Here is a 24,829-nt window from a genome sequence, read left to right as displayed (position 1 = left end):
ATGAAATTCTGCTGCTAACCCAAGCTTAGCTACGCTTAAACCAGGCTTGATCTTCACGCCCGGCCTGAATAATGCCAGAATCATCGCATAAGTTGTTTGGCCGGGTACAAAATTGTCGCTGAATCAGGATCTTAATCGCCCATGAAGGGTAAATATAAAGCCATTATTGCGTTGCTGTTGCTCGCCATCTTGCTGCTGCTGACGCTTACAATGACTATCGCCTATTGGCTGCCCACCCTTGCCGGTATCTGGCTGCCGCAGGGGACACGCATCGCCATGGAAGCAAGCCCCCGGTTTAAACGCGGGGCAATCGTTGTTCCTGATTTGCGCTACTTTGCTGAGGATTGTGCACTTGCGACAATTAAAGACGCCACCCTCAGCCATCCCCAACGCTGGCGTATCCATCTTGATACGCTCAATCTTAACGTTGATTGCCTCAGTAAAATGCCGCTTGACCAGTCGGGCCCTGCGGCACCCCGCACGCTGTCTGAATGGCAATCAATGCTTCCTGAAAGCCTTATCACTGTCGCCCGTGTCAACATAACCCCGTTTCAGCAGTTCTCCGGTGCCTTACGCCTTACCCTCACACCACAGCAGCAATCACTTCATTATTCAGGCCCTTCTTTAAGTGTAGATGCGCAACTGAACGGCCAGTTATTAGAGTTAAAAAAGTTAAAGATTCAGGCGATAGCGGGGATGGAACCGATTGAACTGGCGGGCGAGATAACGTTGCCGCCGCTCACTACCAGCTTGCCGGAAGAAGGCCATCTCGCAACAAAATTACGCATTCCACAAGAACCAGAACTGGTTGATGTGGCACTGGCCTGGAAGGCCGAAGAGGGGGCATTTACCCTGGCAAAACCGGGGGCGGCTGAACCGTTGGTGACTCTGCCCTGGACGGTTAGCGACACTATTTTTGAAGTGAATGGTGGGCGGTGGTTCTGGCCGTATACCGCGGTACCACTGCGCGGCGGGATAGCGTTACGGGTGGATGACTGGAAAAAAGGTCTGGAAAACGCGGTCATCAGCGGCCGGATGAATGTCATCACCGAGGGCCGTGCAGGTAAAGCGAATGCGGTGCTCAATATTGGCCCTGGCAAACTCAGTCTGATAAACAGCGCATTGCCAGTGCAGTTAACCGGTGAGGCAAAACAGGATGGCATGGTGTTTTATGCCGTGTTACCGGGGGAAATTAGCGGGGCGATTGCCGACCCTCAACTGCATTTCCTGCCAGGTGCACTGCTACGTTCACGCGGGCGTGTTATCGACGCTCTGGATGTGGATGAAATTCGCTGGCCACTTGCGGGTGTGCGCATTTCGCAACAAGGTGTGGATGGGCGCTTGCAGGCTATCGTTCGCGCTCATGAGAATCAGACGGGCAACTTCGTGCTCCATCTGGATGGCCAGGCGGACAACTTTTTGCCGGATGCAGGTTTGTGGCGCTGGAAATATTGGGGTAATGGCGAATTCACACCGATGCAAGCGAGCTGGGATGTGCGTGGCTATGGTGAGTGGCGTGACAGTGTTATTGAGTTAACGTCGCTTTCGACTGGCTTTGACAAACTTGAGTACGGTTCAATGCTCGTCACCGAACCGCGCCTGAAACTCGACAAACCGCTGCACTGGCAACGCGATGAAGCTGCCCCTTCCTTTGATGGCGCATTCACGTTAAATGCCGGTAAAACGACTTTCAGCGGTGGAAGCACGTTGCCGCCGTCGGTGTTAACGTTCAGCGTTAGTGGTAAAGATCCTGCTTCGTTCCAGTATGAAGGTAACCTGCGTGCGGGTGATATTGGGCCGGTGCAGGTGAATGGCCGTTGGGATGGGGTGCGACTGCGTGGTAACGCCTGGTGGCCACAACAAGTGCTGACAGTATTCCAGCCGCTTCTCCCGGTTGACTGGAAAATGCTCTTAAAAGACGGAACCTTGTATTCGCAAGTGGCTTTTTCCGCAGCAGTGGGTCAGGGATTTGAGGCCGGTGGGCATGGTGTGGTGAAAAATGGCAGTGTCTGGATGCCGGATAACCAAATTAACGGTGTCGATTTTGTACTGCCATTCCGCTTTAGCCATAGCACCTGGCAGTTAGGGACAGACGGGCCAGTGACGCTGCGCATTGCCGAAGTCAAAAACCAGGTCACGTCGACCCATATCACCGCGGATCTTGAAGGCTGGTATCCGTGGAGTGAAGCACAACCGCTGATGCTCAGTAATGTTAACGTCGATATTCTGGGTGGGAAATTGCGTGTGCAACAACTGCGCCTGCCACAACGTGACGTCGCCTTGCTACGCTTGGAAAACATTTCATCGAGTGAATTGGTTTCTGCGGTCAATCCCAAACAGTTCGCCATGTCCGGGCGGGTGAACGGCGCGCTGCCGCTGTGGCTTAATCATCCACAATGGATAATCAAAGACGGTTGGCTGACAAACCCCGGGCCGCTGACATTACGCCTGGATAAAGACATGGCGGATGCTATTGTCAAGAACAACATTGCCGCAGGTGTTGCTGTTAACTGGTTGCGATATATGGAAATTTCTCATTCCTGGACCCATATTAATTTAGATAACCTTGGCGTGTTAACTTTTCAGGCAAATGTGCAAGGGATGAGTCAGGTTGAAGGGAAAAGGCACGCAGTACGGCTGAATTATAGCCATCAGGAAAACCTCTTTACGCTTTGGCGCAGCCTGCGATTTGGGGATAATTTGCAAACCTGGCTTGAGCAAAATGCCGCGCTACCTACCGTATCACCTACCGCACTGCCGGATGTGCGTTGTCAGACACGCGATAAAGCTTGTGAGGAAACACAATGAAGATTGTCATCGCAACACTCCTGGTAACAGGGATTGCCACATTATCAGGATGCACTCCGCGTATCGAAGTTGCGGCGCCAAAAGAACCCATCACCATTAATATGAACGTAAAAATTGAGCATGAAATTCATATTAAAGTCGATAAAGACGTTGAAACGTTGCTTAAGAACCGCAGCGATTTGTTCGGTACGGAGTGAGCGTCATGGAAAATTTCGTTAAAGGCATTTTATTGGCGAGCATGTTGTTTAGCAGCCAGGTATTGGCGTTAACTTTATCCGAAGCCCGCCAGCAAGGGCGTGTAGGGGAGACACTCAGCGGTTTTATTGCCCCTATCAAACAGGACAAAGAAACGCTGGAGTTGGTGAACCGTATTAATGAAGCGCGTTCGGAAAATTATCAGAAGCTGGCGGAAAGCAACAATATATCGGCAAATCAAGTCGCTGAACGGGTGGGTCAAAAACTGGTGGAGCGGGCCCACCCGGGTGAGTATGTGCGCGGTATTAACGGGCAGTGGATGAAAAAGTAACGTGCTCGACAACATTGCTCGTTAACGGAGCGAGTTAATTTTTATTCTATTTGCCTCCTCTCTCTTATAGTCCTTCAGGTATAGTCCTTCAGGTTCGGTATCTCCTCAGAAAGCACATGTATCTCTAAAAAGTGGGTTTTTGATTATTTTTTAATCAAAAAATGCTCATTAACCCCCCCAGGGATTTGTTAAATACTTAGTGTTTACCTCCATAGAAAACGTAACTAACAGATTTAATATCTGAAAAATGACATTAAATTAGCATATCACGCCAAATTGTGATCTTTATACTGTTTTTCATCAGATTCACAAATCAGAAACATTCAGAAATCGAAAAATAATTTATTGAGCGTAGAGCAAAAAGAACCTATATTGGCCGCGTTTTTTACATGGTGCTCGGTTTTTCTAATTCATTTAATCAGCTGCGAAATTAATAATTTAGCAGTTGTAGGAGAGATATGATGACGGATAAAGTCCGTATTGACAGCTTTGGTGCGAATTCATTAAACGGAAACAATGAAACCTATTTGGCGAGACAAGCTGAATTTGAATCGAATGTTAGGAGTTATCCACGTAAATTGCCTTTAGCAATTGCGAAGGCCAACGGTGTTTGGATCACTGATGTTGAGAATAATCAATATCTTGATTGCCTTGCGGGGGCAGGTACGCTTGCTCTTGGACATAACCACCCTGACGTGCTGCAAAGCATCCAAAATGTCATTACTAGCGGCTTGCCGTTACATACACTGGATCTGACAACACCGTTGAAAGATCAGTTCTCTGAATATCTTCTCTCTTTATTGCCAGGACAGGGTAAAGAGTATTGCCTGCAATTCACCGGCCCATCCGGTGCGGATGCGGTTGAAGCTGCGCTGAAACTGGCTAAGAAAGTTACCGGTCGTGCGGGCATCATTAGCTTCTCCGGCGGCTATCACGGCATGACTCACGGCGCACTTTCCGTTACAGGCAACCTGTCTCCGAAAGAAGCTGTCGACGGCATGATGCCTGAAGTACAGTTTATGCCTTACCCGCATCAGTACCGCTGCCCACTGGGTATTGGCGGTGAAGCTGGCGTTAAAGCATTAACCTATTACTTCGAAAACCTGATCAACGACGTTGAGAGTGGCGTGCGCAAACCTGCGGCAGTCATTCTGGAAGCGGTTCAGGGTGAAGGCGGCGTTAACCCGGCACCGAAAGAGTGGTTGCAGCGCATTCGCAAAGTTACCCAAGAACACGGCATTATGCTGATCATCGATGAAGTGCAGGCTGGTTTCTGCCGTACCGGCAAACTGTTTGCCTACGAACATGCTGGCATTGAGCCGGATATCATCGTGATGTCTAAAGCAGTTGGCGGCGGCTTGCCACTGGCAGTGCTGGGTATTAAGAAAGAGTTCGATGCATGGTCACCTGGCCACCACACCGGTACTTTCCGTGGTAACCAACTGGCAATGGCAACTGGCCTGACAACGCTGAAGCATCTGACTGAAAACAAGATTGCTGACAAAGTTGCAGCACAAGGCGAGTGGCTGAAAGGCCATCTGGCTGACATGCAGAAACGTTACCCGGTTATTGGCCAGGTTCGTGGTCTGGGCCTGATGATCGGTATTGAGATTGTTAAGCCAAACGAAGCCAAAGATCATATGGGTTGCTACCCAGCTGACGCTGAATTGTCCGCATTGCTGCAGAAAAACTGCTTCAAAGCTGGGCTGATTCTGGAGCGTGGCGGCCGTAACGGCTGTGTGCTGCGTCTGTTACCTTCTTTGCTTATCACTAACGATGAGCTGGCTATTTTCCTCGACAAATTTGAGCAGGCGCTGTTGGCGTCCGGCATCAAACCTGTCTGAGTGGAGCGTATGACCACGATGTCTGATTTAAACCCGATTCTGGCAGGCTCAGCGCAAAGCACTGAGGCCTACCAGCAGGCGATTGCACAGACCAGCGCGGCTGTTGTGCAGTGGCTACAGCAACCTGAGATGTATCAGGGCAAAAGCGTTGCTGAACTGCGTGAGCGCATTCAACTGGATTTTAATCCACAGGGCCTGGGCAACCAGGCTGCTATTGAACGTGCCATCGAGTTCTTCTTAAAAGACAGCCTGTCGGTGCATCACCCACAGTGTGTCGCGCATTTGCATTGCCCAAGTCTGGTCATTAGCCAGGCGGCTGAAGTGCTGATCAACGCCACCAACCAGAGCATGGACTCCTGGGACCAAAGTCCTTCAGCGACCATCATCGAGATGAAGCTGATTGAATGGCTGCGTGCTCAGGTCGGTTATCAGGCAGGCGACGCTGGCGTATTCACCAGTGGCGGCACCCAAAGTAACCTGATGGGCCTGATGTTGGCTCGTGATGCGTTCTTTGCCCGCCAGGGTCACTCCATCCAACAGGATGGTTTGATCGGTGATCTGAGAAAAATTAAAGTACTGTGTTCTGAAAATGCCCATTTCTCGGTGCAGAAGAACATGGCTTTGATGGGTCTCGGGTACCAGTCTGTAACGTTGGTCAAAACTGACGAATTCGCGCGTATGGATCTTAACGATCTGCGTGAAAAAGTGGCTCAAGCTCAGGCTAACGGCGAACAGATCCTCGCGATTGTGGCGACTGCCGGGACGACCGATGCAGGCGCTATCGACCCACTGCGCGAAATTGCTTCACTTGCGGCACAGCACCAGATTTGGGTGCACGTTGATGCGGCGTGGGGCGGTGCATTGCTGATGTCCGAGCAATATCGTGACTATCTGGACGGTATTGAATTAGTGGATTCCATTACTTTGGACTTCCACAAGCAATTCTTCCAGACCATCAGCTGCGGTGCATTCTTGCTCAAAGAAGCCCGTCACTATGAGTTGATGCGCTACCAGGCGGCTTATCTGAACTCTGAGTTCGATGAAGCGCAGGGCGTGCCAAATCTGGTGTCCAAATCTTTGCAGACGACTCGCCGTTTCGATGCGTTGAAACTGTGGATGGGTCTGGAAGCTTTGGGTCAGAAGCAATATGCCGCGATCATCGATCATGGTGTGACGCTTGCTCAGCAAGTTGCGCAGTATGTGACTGAACAGCCTTCTCTGGAACTGGTGATGAAACCACAACTGGCGAGTGTGTTGTTCCGTTTCCGTCCTGAGCAATTGGCTAACGGTAGCGATGCGGCTATCGCGCTGCTAAACCAGAAGATTGGTGATGCATTGTTAGATTCAGGTCGTGCCAACGTCGGTGTGACCGAGCACAACGGTGTTACCTGTCTGAAAATGACCTTGCTGAACCCAACTGTTACGCTTGAGGATATTAAACTCCTGCTGGCGTTAGTTGAGAAGACCGCACAACCGTTGCTGGTCGGCTAAATAGAATGGGCGGTTAACGCCGCCCATTTAGACTCCTGTCTCTTACCGCCTGCCCACAACTCGAATTATTTTGGCTATAAACTCAGTAAACCTCTCAAATCCCCGTTAATATAATTATCTGCATGAATGTATCTCTTCACTTATATTCATCAAAACCATTTATTCATTTCTGAAATTAAATAAATAATTGATTTTATGTGCTTATTTTTATTTCGCTTCATAAAATAACACTAATTGCAAAACAATCTCCATACAGTTAATATTGCCTGAAATTTATATCTTAGTTGAGTGGGGATATTCTCAGCTCTTATCCTATGCCTGTCTGCGTTTCACGGATGATAACGTTATGATTATTCTTACCACGATAACTTTTTATATTCTGAAGTGGTGCTATCCAGAATATGACTGGAATGGACTGCGAAAGCGGGTGTTTTTATGGTGGGTGATGAACTGCCTATTGGCATGTACGTTAATACACAGCGAGTGGTTTGGATTATCGTTTTTACTCTCTTGGTTCTTAATAATCTTTATGTTGTTGTAGCTATGTTTTGTTAAGCAAAAAAAACGGCAAACATGATGTTTGCCGTTTTTAATTTTATAAAACTTATTCAACCAACGAGATTATGCAGTAATGAGTTCGTCAATTGCCGCTTTTGCATCAATCTGCGCTTTACCCGCCACTTCTGGGCCGTAAGCAATACCTTCAGCGAATACGTAGTTCACATCAGTCATACCGAGGAAACCGAGGAACACATTCAGATACGGAACCAGCAGGTCGGTTGGCGTATCTTTATGAATACCGCCACGGCTGGTCAGAACCACAACACGTTTACCGGTAATCAGGCCTTCTGGGCCTTTCTCGGTATAACGGAAGGTCACACCTGCACGCGCTACCAGGTCGAAATAGTTCTTCAACTGTGTTGGAATGTTGAAGTTGTACATCGGCGCAGTAATAATAATCACGTCATGAGCTTGTAGCTCAGCAATCAATTCGTTAGACAGTGCCAGCGCTTCTTGCTGACGTGGGGACAGTGGTGCATCGCTTGGACGCAGCGCACCTACCAGTTCACCATCCAGCACTGGGATTGGGTTTGCAGCCAAATCACGCACGGTAATCTCATCTGCGCTATGCTGCTCACGCCATTGTTCAACAAAATAGTCAGACAGCTGAGTTGACTGAGAGTAACCTGCCAGGATGCTGGACTTCAGGACTAATACTTTGCTCATGGGTGATTCCTTTGTTGTGTTCATTCGGGACAAATTGCCCGTTCGCTATGAAGTACTTTATTCACAATCCGATTGCATTGATAGCGCAATATATCGAACTCTATGTTCGATTTTATTGAACAAAGCGTTGAAAGTTGTGATGTGCTAATCTAGCACCCATTGACGATATACCCGTCATACTTCAAGTTGCTTCTTTGTTGGCTGCACTCGCTCACCCAAATCACTTACTTATGTAAGCTCATCGGGACGCGTTCGTTTGCCGCCGCGATGCAACTCGAACTACTTAGGGTATGCATAAATATCTGGATTAGCTGGCAGTGCGCTGCCATGACGACTACGCAATGGAAAACATAAAACCCTCACTGTCCTCATTATTCTCGCGCCTTGATGGCTTAATGCTACGCGACAGACAGCGTTTCTCTCGCCGTTTGCATGGCTCGAAGAAGGTGAAAAATCCTGAATCTCAGCAGAAGCTGCTCGATGCACTGGCCCTGGAAATCGACACGGCGGCCGGTAAGGTCCTGCTACGTGAAGCCTCGCGCCCAAAAATCACCTACCCAGAAAACCTGCCTGTTAGTCAGAAAAAGCAGGACATTCTGGAAGCCATCCGTGATAACCAGGTAGTTATCGTGGCAGGGGAAACGGGCTCTGGGAAAACCACGCAGCTGCCGAAAATCTGCATGGAACTGGGGCGCGGCGTAAAAGGGCTGATTGGCCATACGCAGCCTCGCCGTTTGGCGGCGCGTACCGTTGCCAACCGTATTGCCGAAGAACTGCAAACTGAACCTGGCGGGTGTGTCGGTTATAAAGTGCGTTTTACTGACCACGTCAGTGAAAACACCATGGTCAAACTGATGACCGATGGCATCTTGTTGGCTGAAATTCAGCAAGACAGGCTGCTGATGCAGTACGACACCATCATCATTGATGAAGCGCACGAACGCAGTCTGAACATTGATTTCCTGCTGGGTTATCTGCGTGAGCTACTGCCGCGTCGCCCTGATCTTAAAATCATCATCACTTCTGCGACCATTGACCCGGAACGCTTCTCGCGCCATTTCAATAATGCGCCGATCATCGAAGTTTCTGGCCGGACGTACCCGGTGGAAGTGCGCTACCGCCCGATTGTTGAAGATGTCGACGACACCGACCGCGACCAGTTACAAGCCATCTTCGATGCCGTCGATGAACTCGGCCACGAAAGCGCAGGTGACATTCTGATTTTCATGAGTGGTGAGCGTGAAATCCGCGACACCGCTGATGCGTTAAATAAGCTGAACTTGCCGCACACTGAAGTGCTGCCGCTGTATGCGCGTTTGTCTAATAGCGAGCAAAACCGCGTATTCCAGTCGCATGTTGGGCGTCGTATCGTGCTTGCGACTAACGTCGCAGAAACTTCACTGACCGTGCCGGGGATTAAATACGTCATCGATCCGGGTACTGCGCGCATTAGCCGTTATAGCTATCGCACCAAAGTGCAGCGCTTGCCGATTGAGCCCGTTTCACAAGCTTCAGCCAACCAGCGTAAAGGTCGCTGTGGCCGTGTTTCCGACGGGATTTGTATTCGTCTGTATTCCGAAGACGATTTCCTGTCGCGCCCGGAATTTACCGACCCGGAAATTCTGCGTACCAACCTGGCGTCTGTCATTCTGCAAATGACCTCGCTCGGGCTTGGGGACATCGCCGCATTCCCGTTCGTCGAAGCACCGGACAAACGCAATATTCAGGACGGTGTGCGCCTGCTTGAAGAACTCGGCGCGATTACCAGTGAGGCCGACCTCAGCGTTTATAAACTCACGCCATCGGGTCGCCAGCTTGCCCAACTGCCCGTTGACCCACGACTGGCGCGTATGGTGCTTGAAGCGCCGAAATTTGGTTGTGTGCGTGAAGTGATGATTATCACCGCCGCGCTGTCGATTCAGGATCCGCGTGAGCGGCCGATGGACAAACAACAAGCATCGGATGAAAAACATCGTCGCTTCCACGACAAAGAGTCTGATTTCCTTAGCTATGTGAATTTGTGGAACTTCCTCGGCGAGCAGCAAAAAGAGCTGTCGTCTAATCAGTTCCGCCGCCAATGCAAGCTCGACTACCTTAACTACCTGCGTGTCCGCGAGTGGCAAGACATCTACACCCAATTGCGCCAGGTCGTGAAGGAGTTAGGTTTGCCGATTAACAGCGAACCGGCCGATTTCCGCTCGGTTCACTGCGCATTACTGACCGGTTTGCTTTCGCATATCGGGCAGAAAGATGCTGATAAACAGGAATACACCGGCGCCCGTAACGCGCGGTTCTCCATCTTCCCCGGCTCCGGCTTATTTAAGAAGCCGCCAAAATGGACCATGGTTGCCGAACTGGTGGAAACCAGCCGCCTGTGGGGGCGCATTGCTGCGCGTATCGACCCGGAGTGGGTAGAACCGCTGGCTCAGCATTTGTTAAAACGCTCTTATAGCGAGCCGCACTGGGAGAAATCACAGGGCGCGGTGATGGCGACAGAAAAAGTGACGCTCTACGGATTGCCGATTGTTGCGGCACGGGGCGTGAACTATAGCCAGATTGACCCGGCATTGTGCCGTGAGCTGTTTATCCGCCACGCCTTGGTGGAAGGCGACTGGCAGACGCGCCACGCGTTCTTCCGGGACAACCTCAAGTTACGCAATGAAATTGAAGAGCTGGAACACAAGTCCCGCCGCCGCGACATTCTGGTGGACGACGACACGCTGTTCGAGTTTTACGATCAACGCATCGCTCATGATGTGATTTCTGCGCGCCACTTTGATAACTGGTGGAAACAAGTCAGTAAAGAGACGCCAGACCTGCTCAACTTCGAAAAGAGCATGTTGATAAAAGAGGGGGCGGAACAGGTCAGTAAACTCGACTATCCGAACTTCTGGCATCAGGGGAATCTCAAGCTGCGCCTGACTTATCAGTTCGAACCCGGTGCAGATGCCGATGGCGTGACGGTGCATATTCCGTTGCCGTTGTTAAACCAGGTCGAAGAGGCCGGTTTCGAATGGCAGATTCCGGGTGTGCGCCGCGAACTGGTGATTGCACTGATTAAGTCGTTGCCAAAGCCGGTACGCCGTAACTTTGTGCCTGCGCCAAACTACGCCGAAGCATTTTTAGGCCGCGCCACGCCGTTGGAATTACCGCTGCTGGAAAGTTTAGAGCGCGAATACCGTCGTATGTCAGGCATCACCATCGACCGCGAAGACTGGCATTGGGATCAGGTGCCCGATCACCTGAAAATGACTTTCCGTATCGTCGATGAAAACAATAAGAAACTCAAAGAGGGCAAAGACCTCACTGAGCTAAAAGGCGGTTTGAAAGACAAAGTTCAGCAAACGCTCTCGGCGGTGGCTGATGACGGTATCGAACAAAGCGGCCTGCACATCTGGAGCTTTGGTTCATTACCGGAAAACTACGAGCAAAAACGCGGCAATTACCGCATGAAGGCGTTCCCGGCGCTGGTGGATGAAAAAGACAGCGTGGCTATCAAACTGTTTGATAACCCACTGGAACAGCAGCAGGCTATGTGGCGTGGTTTACGTCGCTTATTGCTGCTCAACATTCCTTCGCCGATTAAATACTTGCATGAAAAGCTGCCGAATAAAGCCAAGCTCGGTCTGTACTTTAACCCGTACGGCAAAGTGCTTGATTTGATTGACGACTGTATTTCCTGCGGCGTGGATAAGCTGATCGCTCAGGCGGGTGGCCCGGTTTGGAGCGAAGAGGGCTATGCAGCATTGCATGAGAAAGTCCGCGCGGAACTCAATGAAACCGTGGTGGAGATTGCAAAGCAGGTCGAACAAATTCTCACGACCGTTTTCAATATCAACAAGCGGTTAAAAGGGCGTGTGGACATGACCATGGCACTGGGGCTGTCGGATGTGAAAGCACAGATGAGCGGCTTGGTGTATCGCGGTTTTGTCACCGGCAATGGTTACAAACGTCTGAGTGACACGCTGCGTTACCTGCAAGCCATTGAGAAGCGACTCGAGAAAATGGCGGTCGATCCCCATCGCGATCGTGTGCAAATGCTGAAAGTGGAGCATGTGCAGCAAACCTGGCAGCAGTGGCTGAATAAATTGCCTCCTGCTCGCCGCGTTGACGACGATGTGCTGGAGATCCGCTGGATGATTGAAGAGCTGCGCGTCAGTTTCTTTGCCCAGCAATTAGGTACGCCGTACCCGATTTCGGATAAGCGTATCTTGCAGGCGATGGAACAGATTACAGCGTAATCACCACTTGGCATTTATACTCCATGGGCGGTCAAATTCTGACCGCCTTCCTGGAGGTTTGCCATGAAACGTTTAGCCGATAAAGTTGCCATTGTGACCGGAGCCAGTTCAGGCATCGGTTATGCCACTGCAAAATTGTTCGCAGCTGAAGGAGCAAAAGTCGTGGTCGGGGCCAGGCGTGAAGCCGAACTGGCTCAGTTGGTGGAGGAAATTAAAGCCGCCGGTGGCGAGGCTGTTGCATTGTCAGGTGACGTACGGGAAGAAACCTACGCTAAAGCGTTAGTCGCAAAAGCGGTGGAAACATGGGGGCGGCTTGATATTGCCTTTAATAATGCGGGCACTTTGGGAGAACCCGGCCCGAGCACAGATGTCTCTGCCGAAGGTTTTGCCAATGCAGTGGCGATTAATCTGACCGGTTCGTTTCTGGGTGCCAAACACCAAATTGCCGAAATGCTCAAACACGGGGCAGGCTCAGTTATCTTCACCTCCACCTTTGTCGGTTACAGCTTCGCATTCCCGCAAGTTGCCTCTTACGCTGCCAGTAAAGCTGGGTTGATTGGTTTGACTCAGGCGCTGGCCACAGAATTTGGCCCGCAAAATATTCGCGTTAATTCCATTTTACCCGGTGCGGTCGATACCGATATGTACCGTGATATGAATAACACTGCCGAATCACAGGCGTTTATCGCGGGTTTACATGCGCTAAAACGCGTGGCACAACCAGAAGAACTGGCACGTGCGGTACTTTGGCTCGCATCAGATGAATCTTCGTTTGTTACCGGTACCGCCTCACTGGTGGACGGCGGTGCATCAATCAACGGGGTTTAGTCTTTTACGTGAAACTCCGCTTGCATTATTTTGCGGAGTTTAAAAACAATAGTGCAAAATAATCCTTTAATTGCACAAGCATGGGTAGCATCGTTTAAATTCTCGCATGATAGCTTAAATACCTGTTTTTTCGGTTGTTGGTTAACAATGCCAACAACCCACCTTTGAAAGGTATTAGCATCATGGCGAGTTATTCTTTCTCCTGTCCAAAAATCTATTTTGGTGAAGAGGCGATAACCTCTTTACGTATTTTAAATAATAAAAGAGTAGCCATTGTTACTGATGAGTTTATGGTTTCTTCAGGTAAAACGCGCTATCTGATAGAAGAAATGCCGCAAGCCTCCGTATCTATATTTGGTGAAGTCAAACCCGATCCTAATATCGATGTTTTACAAGCCGGTGCTGAAAAATTTAAAACCTTCAAACCGGATGTCATTATTGCACTGGGTGGCGGTTCATCATTGGATGCGGCAAAAGGGATTAAAGTCACGCTTGAAGAACATTATCGTACCCATTCCATTGAGTTAATCGCGATTCCGACCACCAGTGGGTCTGGTTCTGAAGTGACCTCTTATGCCATTATTTCTGATCCGCAAAATGGTCGTAAATATCCGCTGGTGGCGCAGGAACTGGTACCGGACATTGCCATTCTGGACCCAAACCTTGTCTTAAGTGTGCCGCGCCATGTCGCGGTTGATACAGGTATGGATGTGCTGACGCATGCGATTGAAGCGCTTGTCTCGACAGGGGCGAATGATTTTAGCGATGCACTGGCGGAAAAGGCGATTGCCCTAACCTGGCAGTATTTGCCGCAAGTATACAACGACGAGAAAAACATCACGCCTCGTACCCATATGCATAATGCTTCCTGCATGGCAGGTATGGCATTTAATTCCTCCGGTTTGGGGCTGGTTCATGGCATGGCGCATGCTATTGGCGGCATGCTGCATATTCCTCATGGCAAAATTAACGCCATGCTGTTGCCGCTACTGATTGAATTTAATGCGGCGCAAGCCACACCGCAAACGACCGAACGTTATATGAAATGCGCGCGTATTATGGGAATAGAAAACCAAAACCCTCAGTTGGCTATTTCCCAACTGGTCAGAAAAATCCGCCAACTCAATCGTCAGTTTACTATTCCCGCCACATTAAAAGAGTTAGGTTCGGATAAAGCCGCATTTGAACAATTACGTCAGCCTTTAATCGATGCAGCCCTGGCAGATGGCTGTACCACAACGAATCCGCGCACACCAACCGCTCAAGATATTGACCGTCTGCTTTCACTTATTGGCGGATGATCTGGATAAGATTGTCATGAAATAACCAGTTGGTAAAAAAAATCCTGCCTGAAGGCAAAAAGCAATTTACCGAGATGATTACTCTGAAAACCATTCGTGATTCTCACTTATTTACCAGGCGTTTCCGTTATGAATGAAAACCAGCTCCAGGCCGAAAGGATCACCCAGCAAATTATGCAAGAGTTGGCTGCAGGTAAAAATATACTGTCGTCAACACCTGTGAATGCGGGTTCGCAGCTACTTATTCCTGTCGGTGTTTCTAACCGCCATATTCACTTGTGCCGTGAAGATATGGATGTGTTGTTCGGTTATGGCTCGACGCTCACACGCATGAAAGCGGTTAAGCAACCCGGCCAGTATGCCGCAGAAGAAACCGTGACATTGCGCACCAAAAAAGGCGACATCCCCAACGTCCGTATTTTAGGGCCATTACGCCGTTCGACTCAGATTGAAATCTCAGTGGCAGACAGTTTTGTCCTTGGCGTTAAAGCACCGGTACGCATGTCTGGCGATCTGCATGATTCGCCAGGAATTGAGATTGTTGGCCCAAAAGGGCGCGTCGTAAAACCCCACGGCACTATTGTCGCCTGGCGGCATATTCATATTTCACCGCAGGAGGCCGAATTGCACGGCCTGCGAGATGGAATGGAAATTGATATTCAGGCTGATGGTTTGCGGGCCGGTATTTTAGGCCACGTTGTGGTGCGAGTTAGCGCTGACGCGGTGCTTGAACTGCATATTGATGTGGAAGAGGCCAACGGATTTGGGCTTCGCAATGGGGATCTGGTTTGCCGAATTAATCAAACCGATTGAAGTGAGGGCGCTATGGAACACCAGGTTTTATCCCGACGACTGGATACACTGATTGCTCAACTGCTGGAACAAAAACGCCGGGAATTAAATGCCGGGCGTAAAAAAATCCGCGTGTTAATCACGGGCAATAATTTCAGCACATTACCCGCGACCCTGTTAAGTCTTTCGGCGCTGGACCGCTCGGGGTATCAACTCCTGGTGTCGTTTTCTCACAGTGCCAGAGTATCTGAGCTGAAAACCGCCTGTATCAGTGCAATTGATTCAAGTTGCACCGGAGCGCTGTATATCGAAGAAGAGCCCGCTGAGGGTGACGATGACTACAACTGCCTTTTTCTACCTGCACTTTCTACCAATAGCCTGAGCAAAATTGCCCTGTGTATCAGAGACAACCTCGCCAGTAGTTGGGTGTTTCATGCCCTCAACAGGCATAAACAGGTGATCGCCACGCTGAACCCCGAATGCCTGGACGGCGGGATGACGGGATTTGCGCTTCCACTGCTTAACCGCCTTTCAGAATACGTCACAACCATTGAGCAGTACGGGGTTGTGATCGCGGGTAAGAAAATGCCAGATGACGTTACCTGTAACATTGGTAATGCAGGCAAATCTATCAGCTTCCCGAAAAACCTGGTCACGCTAAGCGATATCCTCACGTTGTCAGGGGTGAAAAACTTAACGATTGATAGCCACACGCTGATTACGCCTGCCGCGCAGGATGAAATCCGCCGTCAAAACATCACTGTTATTCAGGGGTCTTAGGAGGATTTATGTATCTGGCAAAAGTCACTTGTGCGCTGGTTTCTACCACCAAGCATGCCTCTTTAAACGGATGCAAATTACTGGTCGTTGCCCGGCTTGATGAAAACTACCAGCCGACGGGAACCGCGCAAGTCGCGGTTGATTGCGTGGGGGCAGGGAACGGTGAAATTGTCATCGTGACCACCGGGAGTTCCGCGCGTATGAGCAACAGCAAAGAACATTCGGTTATTGATGCGGCGATTGTCGGCATCGTTGATGCACTGGATTCTAACGTTTAGCGAGGAAGGGATATGTTTGAGCAAGACGAACGCCGTCCATCACAGCTAGATAGCTGGATAAATTCAGCTCTCACGCAGCAATTACCTGAACGGCGGCTTTCTCTGAGTCTGGAAGATGCCGCAGCGTTAGGGCGCAATGCCTGCATGGAAGCCCAGACATTCAATATTCCCATTGTGTTTAGTCTTGTCGATGCCAGTGGCCATCAACGCTACTTTTTTAGCCAGGATAACGCGCTATTGGTCAGCCATAGCCTTGCTTATCAGAAAGCCTGGACTGCCGTTGCACTCAAAATGGCGACCCACGAATTAGCGCCGCTTGTTCAGCCGGGGGCCGATCTTTATGGGCTTCAGCATGACAAAGGAATCTGTTGTTTCGGCGGCGGTGTGCCGTGTTGGGCAAACGGTGTGTTAGTGGGCGCTATCGGAATTAGTGGTGGGACGGTTGAGCAAGACCTCGCCATTGCCCGCAATACATTGAGCCGCTTTAGCGCAGAACGCTTCGTTTTAACGAGTACGAAATAATCACATAGATTCCAGCGGATAAGCGCCAGCGCCTCCGCCATTTGACAGAGGTTAAAATGTCCATTGCTTCACTGGTTTTAGTTATTAATTGCGGGTCGTCCTCACTGAAATTTGCGCTGATCCCATTTGCTGAGGGTGAGCCAGTGCTCTCAGGTTTGGCTGAAAAACTCGGGCTTGATGAAGCCTGTATGACGATTAAAGACCACGCGGGTAACAAATCTAGTCAGATATTGCCTGAGGCGAGCCATCTTAGTGCATTGAAAGTGCTTTTTGATGAACTTGACCAACGCCAACTGCTGTCAGCGGTTAAAGCGATTGGGCATCGGGTTGCCCATGGTGGGAGTGAGTTTAAACACTCAGTGGCACTTAACGCGCAGGTCATTGAAAAAATTAGAGCGCTCTCTGGGCTCGCACCATTACACAATCCAGCTAACCTTATCGGTATAGACGCGACCATGGCATTGCTTCCCTCAGTTGCCCAAGTTGCGGTATTTGATACCGCGTTTCACCAGACTTTAGCGCCCGAAGCCTACACCTACGCGATCCCTCTGGAATATCAGGAACGTTATCAGGTACGTCGCTACGGTTTCCATGGCACCTCTCATCGTTACATTGCGCAAGAGGCCGTCAAAGAATTCAGTCTCGACCCAACCGACCACGGCATTCTGATTGCTCATCTGGGGAATGGCTCATCAGTCTGTGCGGTGAAAAACGGTAAAAGTGTGGATACCTCAATGGGGATGACGCCGCTTGAAGGGTTGGTCATGGGCACACGATGTGGCGATCTGGATTTTGGTGCTGCGGCCTATATCGCATCCTGCACCGGGCAAACTATCGATTCTCTGTACAAAATGATGAACAACCAATCCGGGCTATATGGCCTGTCGGGGTTATCTAGTGATTGCCGTACTTTGCAAGAGGCGCGAAGCCAGGGCAATGAGCGTGCGACATTGGCCATCGATGTGATGGTTCATCGTTTGACACGTCATCTGGGTGCGCATCTCGCGTCACTTCACCGGCTGGATGCACTGATTTTCACGGGTGGCATTGGTGAGAACTCGGCGTTAGTGAGGGAGTTAACCGTCAAACGGCTCGGCGTGTTCGGTTTACAGCTAGACGAAGAAAAGAACCAACAGACGTTTGGTGGGCAGGGTTGCGTTATCTCAAAAGCCAATAGCCCGCTGGTGGCAGTCATACCCACCAATGAAGAGAAAATGATTGCGCTGGATGCGGCGGCTATTGCTGGCACTTTCTAATATATACCCCAAATAATTCAAGATGCATCGCGGCGGCAAGCAAGCGAGTCCCGCTGAGCTTACACAAGTAAGTGATGCGGGTGAGTGAGTGTAGCCAACAAAGATGCAACTTGAAGTATGAAGGATATGAGCGTGGATTTTATTGTCCAGACATATTCGAGACAACAAGATAGTCAAGCTAACGGGCAAAACATTTTGTCCAGATATCCCTAGTATCATATTACGAAAACATATTACGCGCAGATGAAGAATCGAATCGGTTATTCCCCTGCGTTTGTTTAATTACCAATGAAATACATGAGGTCTTTATGCAACAAGAAGCGCTAGGTATGGTTGAAACGAAAGGTCTGGTTTCTGCAATTGAAGCGGCAGACACCATGGTTAAATCAGCCAACGTCACTTTAGTCGGTTATGAAAAAATTGGTTCTGGTCTGGTTACTGTGATTGTTCGTGGTGACGTGGGTGCTGTTAAAGCCGCAACTGATGCGGGTTCTGCCGCAGCAATTAAAGTGGGTGAACTGGTCTCTGTACACGTTATTCCGCGTCCACATCTTGAAGTAGAAAAAATTCTACCGAAAGCCGTCGCTTAATAACGCCAGAGGATACTGACCATGAGAGATAATCTTGTTGAGCAGATTATATCTGAAGTAATGAATAAACAAACTGATGTCAGTACAACCGGTAATAATGTCACCAGTATTGCCAAATGTGGTTTAACAGAATTTGTTGGAACCGCAATGGGTCACACTATTGGTTTGGTCATTGCCAATGTCGATAATCAATTGCATGAAGTCATGAATATCGATAAGAAATATCGCTCTATCGGTATTCTTGGTGCACGTACTGGAGCTGGACCACATATTTTTGCTGCGGATGAAGCGATTAAAGCGACAAACAGCGAAATATTATCCATTGAACTGGCGCGTGATACAGAAGGTGGCGGTGGACATGGTTGCTTAATTATTTTTGGGGCAACTGATGTATCTGATGTTCGCCGTGCCATCGAAGTGGCGCTGTCGGAGATTGATCGCACGTTCGGTGATGTTTACGGTTCACCGGCGGGTCACCTTGAATTTCAGTACACCGCTCGCGCAAGCCACGCTCTGAACAAAGCGTTTGGCGCACCGGTAGGTAAGTCATTCGGTATGACCTGTGCTTGCCCTGCGGCAATCGGTGTATTGATTGCAGATGCTGCGGCGAAATCAGCAATTATTGAACCTATTGGCTACGCAAGCCCAGCTAACGGCACCAGCTTCAGTAATGAAGTGATCTTCACCTTTGCAGGTGATTCCGGTGCGGTTCGCCAAGCGGTGATTGCTGCTCGCGAAGTTGGGTTGCAACTGCTTTCAACGCTTGATCCTGCGCCGCTCAAGTCAGCAACCAAACCGTATATCTAAGCCCCAGCGAAAATGCTTGTGAAGCGATGTGCAGCAAGGAAATCAATAGCATGAATGATAATGACATTGCTCAGGCGGTTTCTAACGTGCTGAGTAAATATACCAAAACAACGCCGGACGTCGCTCCACAGGCAATACCTGCTGTTACCCAACGGCAGGGAAGCGACCCGTTGGATGCACTGATCGCCAAGGCATTGGCACATCAAACCGACGTGGCGATTCCTACCGAGGCTGATGTTTTCCCCGCGAAAACTGCCGGCAACGGGGCATTCGCTACGATGGATGAAGCCATTGCCGCGGCTGTGATTGCACAGGTTCAATATCGCCATTGTTCCATGCAAGATCGCGGTAACTTCATTCAGGGGATCCGCGAAGTCTTTCTGCAAGATGATGTTTTACAGGTCATTTCACGCATGGCGGTGGAAGAGACGGGGATGGGCAACGTTGAAGACAAGTTTACCAAAAACCGTCTTGCTGCGCTGAAAACTCCAGGCCTTGAAGATCTTACTACAGGAGCATTAACCGGTGATGACGGTCTGACGCTGACGGAATATTCAGCATTTGGAGTGATTGGTTCGATTACGCCAACCACCAATCCAACAGAAACCATCATTAATAATAGTATCGGTATGTTAGCGGCGGGAAATACCGTGGTGTTTAGCCCACATCCTCGCTCACGTAATGTTTCGTTGTACGTTGTTGAATTAATTAATAACAAACTGGCAAGTCTTGGTGCGCCCGCCAATATGGTGGTGACAGTGACACAACCTTCAATTGATAACACTAACGCGTTAATCAATGACTCGCGCATCAGCATGCTGGTTGCAACGGGCGGCCCGGCAATTGTGAAAACAGTGATGTCGTCGGGTAAGAAGGCTATCGGTGCTGGGGCTGGCAATCCGCCAGTCGTGGTAGACGAAACGGCAGATATTGAAAAAGCCGCTCGCGATATCGTTAATGGATGCAGTTTTGATAATAACTTGCCATGCATTGCCGAGAAAGAAGTCATTGTGGTGAACCAGGTTGCTGATTATCTGATTCATTGCATGAAGAAAAGCGGTGCTTATCTGTTGTGCGACCAGAAATTAATTCAGCAGTTGCAATCATTAGTGTTAAACGAAAAAGGTACTGGCCCGAACACAGCCTTTGTTGGGAAAGATGCTCGCTATATCCTGCAAAAGCTGGGCGTAAATGCGCCGGAAGAGACAAAAGTTATTTTAATTGAAACCGAGAAAAACCATCCATTTGTCGTGCATGAATTGATGATGCCTGTGCTGCCAGTCGTGCGCGTGGACAACGTTGATGAAGCGATTGAGTTAGCGGTTCAGGTTGAACATGGTAATCGTCATACCGCAATCATGCACTCAACCAATGTCGACAAACTCACCAAAATGGCTCGCCAAATCCAGACCACCATTTTTGTAAAAAATGGTCCTTCTTATGCTGGATTGGGCGTCGGTGGAGAAGGTTACCCAACTTTCACTATTGCCGGGCCAACGGGTGAAGGTTTGACATCAGCGCGTGCGTTCGCAAGAAACCGCCGTTGTGTGATGGTTGAAGCACTGAATATTCGCTGATTAGCCAGAGGAGATCGGGGAATGAAGAAACGCATCATAAATGCACCGACACCGGATACGTTAGCCATGCTGAAACGCCGGATGCCTGGAGAGTTTCGTTCACGGTTGGACTTGATTCGTATCGATGCAATTGGACTCGTGATGTTGCCTGTACCCGATCTCTACTTCTTTGCAGACGTCGCAAGTAAAAGTGCGAACGTGGTGGTATCGGAGATTCATGGCAGTTGCCCGCAACATGTTACAACGCTCGCTATATTTGGCGAGGTGTCATCAGTCAATGAAGCCATGCGATTAATAGAGGACGACTTTAATACATTCTGATAATTCGTAATTAAGAATCTATTACAGATCGCAGTTTATAACTCGCAAGGTTAAATAATTAATTCCGGGAGTATTTTATGTTAGAGAAAGGTTTTTCTAATCCAACCGATCGTGTTGTCAGACTAAAAAATATGATTTTGCATGCTACCCCATATGTGGAATCAGAGCGTGCAGTGCTGGCTACCGAGGCTTATAAAGAAAGTGAACAATTGCCTGCGATTATGCGCCGCGCAAAAGTGGTTGAAAAAATATTTAACGAATTACCGGTAACGATTCGTGCTGATGAACTTATTGTGGGTGCGGTAACAATTAATCCACGCTCAACTGAAATCTGCCCTGAGTTTTCTTATGACTGGGTGGAAAAAGAATTCGACACCATGGAACACCGTGTTGCGGATCCTTTTATTATTCCTAAAAAGACAGCTCAAGATCTGCATGAAGCATTTAAATACTGGCCAGGTAAAACAACCAGTTCGCTGGCAGCTTCTTATATGTCAGAAAGTACCAAAGAAAGCATGGCAGGTGGCGTTTTCACCGTAGGTAACTACTTCTACGGCGGCGTGGGCCACGTAAGTGTAGATTACGGCAAGGTGCTGAAAATCGGTTTTCGCGGCATTATTAATGAAGTCACTCGCGCAATGGAAGCGCTTGATCGTAGCGAACCAGGATACATCAAGAAAGAACAGTTCTATCGCGCAGTGATTATCAGTTATAACGCAGCGATTAATTTTGCTCATCGTTATGCACAAGAAGCGACACGCCTTGCGCAGCAGGAAAGCAACCCGACGCGTAAACGCGAGCTGGAACAAATCGCACAAAACTGTACTCGTGTGCCTGAATATGGCGCAACGACCTTCTGGGAAGCCTGCCAGACCTTCTGGTTCATCCAGAGCATGCTGCAAATTGAGTCTAGCGGCCACTCCATCTCCCCAGGGCGTTATGACCAGTACATGTACCCATACCTGGTGGCAGACAAGGCTATCTCCCAAGATTTTGCTCAGGAGTTGGTGGACTGCTGCTGGATCAAGCTTAACGACATCAACAAAACCCGTGATGAAGTGTCAGCTCAAGCATTTGCAGGCTACGCGGTGTTCCAGAACTTGTGCGTCGGCGGCCAGACAGAAGATGGGCTGGATGCCACTAACGCATTGAGCTACATGTGTATGGAAGCGACTGCGCATGTTCGTTTACCGCAACCTTCATTCTCGATTCGAGTCTGGCAAGGTTCGCCTGATGAGTTTCTCTATCGTGCTTGTGAACTGGTACGCCTGGGACTGGGTGTTCCGGCGATGTACAACGATGAAGTCATTATTCCGTCACTGCAGAACCGTGGCGTATCGCTGCGTGATGCGCGTGATTACTGCATTATCGGTTGCGTTGAACCGCAGGCTCCACATCGCACAGAAGGCTGGCACGATGCAGCGTTCTTTAACGTGGCAAAAGTGTTGGAGATAACCCTCAACAACGGCCGCACTGCTAACAAACAACTGGGCCCAGTCACGGGTGAAATGACCCAGTACACCAGCATCGAAGATTTCTATACCGCCTTCACAGCACAGATGGCGTACTTTGTTCGCCAACTGGTTGAGGCGTGTAACAGTGTCGATATCGCTCACGGTGAGCGTTGCCCATTACCCTTCTTGTCGGCGCTGGTAGATGACTGTATCGGACGGGGTAAATCATTGCAGGAAGGTGGGGCAATCTACAACTTCACCGGTCCTCAGGCATTTGGTATCGCGGATACCGGTGACTCAGTTTACGCCATCCAGAAACAGGTATTTGAAGACAGCAAAGTGACCCTCAATGAGCTGAAAGGGGCGCTGGATGCCAACTTTGGGCATCAAGTGGGTAGCGTACCGGCTAAATCGTCTTTGGGTGAGCAAGATGTTTATGACATCGTGAAACGCATTATTGATAGCCATGGTTCTCTCGACCCATCGGCGATTAAAAGTGAAGTTTACCGTCAGCTTTCAAGTGGGACGTCGACTCCTGTTGCGGCCGGTAATCGCTCACGCTTTGAAGAGATTCGCCATATTCTGGAAAATACACCTTGCTTCGGTAATGACATTGACGAAGTCGACTATGTTGCCCGTCGCTGCGCGCTGATTTATTGCCAGGAAGTTGAGAAGTACACCAACCCGCGTGGCGGTCAGTTCCAGGCAGGTATCTATCCGGTATCAGCTAACGTTCTGTTTGGTAAAGATGTTAGTGCACTTCCGGATGGTCGCCTGGCGAAAGAACCACTGGCGGATGGGGTTTCTCCTCGTCAAGGTAAAGATACGCTTGGCCCAACTGCTGCGGCAAACTCTGTGGCAAAACTTGACCACTTTATTGCTTCCAACGGTACGCTTTACAACCAGAAGTTCCTGCCGTCATCACTCGCAGGGGAAAATGGTTTACGCCATTTCAGCGGCCTGGTAAGAAACTACTTCGACAAGAAAGGGATGCACGTTCAGTTTAACGTCATTGACCGCAACCTCTTGATTGAAGCGCAGAAAAACCCGCAACAGTATCAGGATCTAGTGGTGCGTGTAGCCGGGTATAGCGCACAGTGGGTCGTGCTGGCGAAGGAAGTTCAGGATGACATCATTAGCCGTACTGAACAGCAGTTGTAATTAATAGCGTCACTACATAGGCCATGTTGTTTCACATGGCCTATATACAAATTTTATGCGCCGCATGAGTCATTTTCTGCGGTGATTGCGAGCGAAGCTATGAATAAAGTCGATTACGAAATGGAAGGCGTGCTATTTAATATTCAGCGCTATTCTTTACATGACGGCCCTGGTATTCGCACTATTCCTTTTTTTAAAGGGTGCCCATTATCTTGTAAATGGTGTAGTAATCCAGAATCACAACGTCCGCAGCCTGAATTAATCTTTAAAAAGAACGACTGTATTCGCTGTGGTAAATGTGTGGATGTTTGCCCGCAGCGTGCTTTATCAGTCACTAATCCGTATTTTATTGATCGCTCCGCCTGTATTCAGTGTGGGAAATGTACTGAAGTCTGCCCGACGCAAGCACTGGAAATGAAAGGTAAACGTATGACGGTTGCGGATGTCATGCGTGAATTGCAAAAAGAGGAAAACCTCTATCGGCGGTCAGGCGGTGGCATTACGCTATCTGGTGGCGAACCTCTGGCCCAGCCTGAGTTTGCTCGTGAATTACTGAAAGCATGCAAAGAAAAGGGCTGGCATACCGCGATTGAAACCACGGGCTTCACTACACCTGAGGTGATTGATCAGGTATTCCCGTATATCGATCTGGCGCTGACTGACATCAAAGCGATTAATCCCGCAGTGCATCTGGACAATACCGGTGTAGACAACCGGCGTATTCTGGAGAATCTCATCAGGATTTCTTTCCTTACCAAGGTCATCGTTCGTATTCCGGTTATTCCGGGCGTTAACGACAACCCAGAAGAGATTCGTAGCATTGGGGAATTTGCCCGATTAATGCTGAACGTCGACACGATTCATTTATTGCCTTATCACACATATGGTGAAAATAAATATAGCCTTGTAGGGCGCATTTACCCGATGGGCGATACTCAGGGAATGACTGAAAGTAAAATGACTCTATTAAAAAATGAAATTGAGTCATTGGGTTTTAATTGTCAGATTGGCGGATAATTTTAATA

20 protein-coding genes are annotated in these 24,829 nt (G+C 49.3%); 19 read left to right on the top strand and 1 reads right to left on the bottom strand.

Going from position 1 to position 24,829, the window contains the following annotated elements:
• The first annotated feature begins 141 nt into the window (after positions 1-141).
• From VJY99_RS03930 to VJY99_RS03910, 5 genes are all read left to right on the top strand, one after another.
• On the top strand, positions 142-2,808 hold the full coding sequence (locus VJY99_RS03930; protein WP_324116507.1) for a YdbH family protein: 2,667 nt from the start codon (positions 142-144) through the stop codon (positions 2,806-2,808).
• Positions 2,805-3,005 (top strand): YnbE family lipoprotein, encoded by a 201-nt coding sequence (locus VJY99_RS03925; RefSeq protein WP_324116505.1) that lies wholly within the window; start codon positions 2,805-2,807, stop codon positions 3,003-3,005. The genes VJY99_RS03930 and VJY99_RS03925 overlap by 4 nt, the downstream gene beginning before the upstream one ends.
• A 5-nt stretch (positions 3,006-3,010) precedes the next feature.
• Positions 3,011-3,334, top strand: coding sequence for a YdbL family protein (locus VJY99_RS03920; RefSeq protein WP_324116503.1), 324 nt, complete (start codon positions 3,011-3,013; stop codon positions 3,332-3,334).
• Between the two features lie 458 nt (positions 3,335-3,792).
• Complete coding sequence (locus tag VJY99_RS03915; protein ID WP_324116501.1) at positions 3,793-5,178, top strand: diaminobutyrate--2-oxoglutarate transaminase; 1,386 nt, start codon at positions 3,793-3,795, stop codon at positions 5,176-5,178.
• An 18-nt stretch (positions 5,179-5,196) separates the two neighbouring features.
• A complete protein-coding gene (locus VJY99_RS03910; protein WP_324116499.1) occupies positions 5,197-6,669 on the top strand; it encodes an aspartate aminotransferase family protein in 1,473 nt (490 codons plus the stop codon).
• Positions 6,670-7,290: 621 nt separating this feature from the next.
• Here VJY99_RS03910 and azoR read toward each other — a convergent pair.
• The gene (gene azoR, locus VJY99_RS03905; protein WP_324116497.1) at positions 7,291-7,896 is read right to left on the bottom strand and encodes an FMN-dependent NADH-azoreductase; all 606 of its coding nucleotides are present in this window, start codon (positions 7,894-7,896) and stop codon (positions 7,291-7,293) included.
• 341 nt (positions 7,897-8,237) lie between these two features.
• On the opposite strand from azoR, the gene hrpA reads away from it, so the two are divergent.
• The 14 genes from hrpA to VJY99_RS03835 all read left to right on the top strand — a co-directional run bounded on the left by hrpA (position 8,238) and on the right by VJY99_RS03835 (position 24,821).
• On the top strand, positions 8,238-12,137 hold the full coding sequence (gene hrpA, locus VJY99_RS03900; protein WP_324116495.1) for an ATP-dependent RNA helicase HrpA: 3,900 nt from the start codon (positions 8,238-8,240) through the stop codon (positions 12,135-12,137).
• Positions 12,138-12,200: 63 nt separating this feature from the next.
• Positions 12,201-12,965, top strand: coding sequence for an SDR family oxidoreductase (locus VJY99_RS03895; RefSeq protein WP_324116493.1), 765 nt, complete (start codon positions 12,201-12,203; stop codon positions 12,963-12,965).
• A 182-nt stretch (positions 12,966-13,147) separates the two neighbouring features.
• Positions 13,148-14,266, top strand: coding sequence for a 1-propanol dehydrogenase PduQ (locus VJY99_RS03890; RefSeq protein WP_324116491.1), 1,119 nt, complete (start codon positions 13,148-13,150; stop codon positions 14,264-14,266).
• 129 nt (positions 14,267-14,395) lie between these two features.
• Positions 14,396-15,079: a phosphate propanoyltransferase gene (gene pduL / locus VJY99_RS03885; protein WP_324116489.1), complete on the top strand. Its 684-nt coding sequence runs from the start codon at positions 14,396-14,398 to the stop codon at positions 15,077-15,079.
• Between the two features lie 12 nt (positions 15,080-15,091).
• The gene (locus VJY99_RS03880) at positions 15,092-15,838 is read left to right on the top strand and encodes a hypothetical protein (protein WP_324116488.1); all 747 of its coding nucleotides are present in this window, start codon (positions 15,092-15,094) and stop codon (positions 15,836-15,838) included.
• An 8-nt stretch (positions 15,839-15,846) separates the two neighbouring features.
• The gene (locus VJY99_RS03875) at positions 15,847-16,116 is read left to right on the top strand and encodes a EutN/CcmL family microcompartment protein (RefSeq protein WP_324116486.1); all 270 of its coding nucleotides are present in this window, start codon (positions 15,847-15,849) and stop codon (positions 16,114-16,116) included.
• Between the two features lie 12 nt (positions 16,117-16,128).
• Positions 16,129-16,638, top strand: a complete 510-nt coding sequence (locus VJY99_RS03870) for a heme-binding protein (protein ID WP_324116484.1) — start codon at positions 16,129-16,131, stop codon at positions 16,636-16,638.
• A 56-nt stretch (positions 16,639-16,694) separates the two neighbouring features.
• Positions 16,695-17,894, top strand: coding sequence for a propionate kinase (tdcD, locus tag VJY99_RS03865; protein ID WP_324116483.1), 1,200 nt, complete (start codon positions 16,695-16,697; stop codon positions 17,892-17,894).
• A gap of 308 nt (positions 17,895-18,202) precedes the next feature.
• Entirely contained in the window at positions 18,203-18,484 is a 282-nt protein-coding gene (gene grpH / locus VJY99_RS03860) for a propanediol utilization system shell hexameric protein GrpH (protein ID WP_324116481.1), read from the top strand.
• Between the two features lie 21 nt (positions 18,485-18,505).
• Positions 18,506-19,291, top strand: a complete 786-nt coding sequence (gene pduB, locus VJY99_RS03855) for a propanediol utilization microcompartment protein PduB (RefSeq protein WP_324116478.1) — start codon at positions 18,506-18,508, stop codon at positions 19,289-19,291.
• 50 nt (positions 19,292-19,341) lie between these two features.
• Complete coding sequence (locus VJY99_RS03850) at positions 19,342-20,868, top strand: aldehyde dehydrogenase family protein (protein WP_324116476.1); 1,527 nt, start codon at positions 19,342-19,344, stop codon at positions 20,866-20,868.
• A 21-nt stretch (positions 20,869-20,889) separates the two neighbouring features.
• A complete protein-coding gene (locus VJY99_RS03845; protein ID WP_324116474.1) occupies positions 20,890-21,189 on the top strand; it encodes a BMC domain-containing protein in 300 nt (99 codons plus the stop codon).
• A gap of 77 nt (positions 21,190-21,266) precedes the next feature.
• Entirely contained in the window at positions 21,267-23,804 is a 2,538-nt protein-coding gene (grpM, locus tag VJY99_RS03840) for a glycyl radical diol dehydratase GrpM (protein ID WP_324116472.1), read from the top strand.
• A gap of 99 nt (positions 23,805-23,903) precedes the next feature.
• The gene (locus tag VJY99_RS03835) at positions 23,904-24,821 is read left to right on the top strand and encodes a glycyl-radical enzyme activating protein (RefSeq protein ID WP_324116471.1); all 918 of its coding nucleotides are present in this window, start codon (positions 23,904-23,906) and stop codon (positions 24,819-24,821) included.
• The last annotated feature ends 8 nt before the right edge of the window (positions 24,822-24,829 follow it).

This window comes from Buttiauxella sp. (assembly GCF_035271705.1).
In the GTDB taxonomy this organism is placed as follows: Bacteria; Pseudomonadota; Gammaproteobacteria; order Enterobacterales; family Enterobacteriaceae; genus Buttiauxella.
This window is presented reverse-complemented; position numbering and strand designations above follow the sequence as displayed.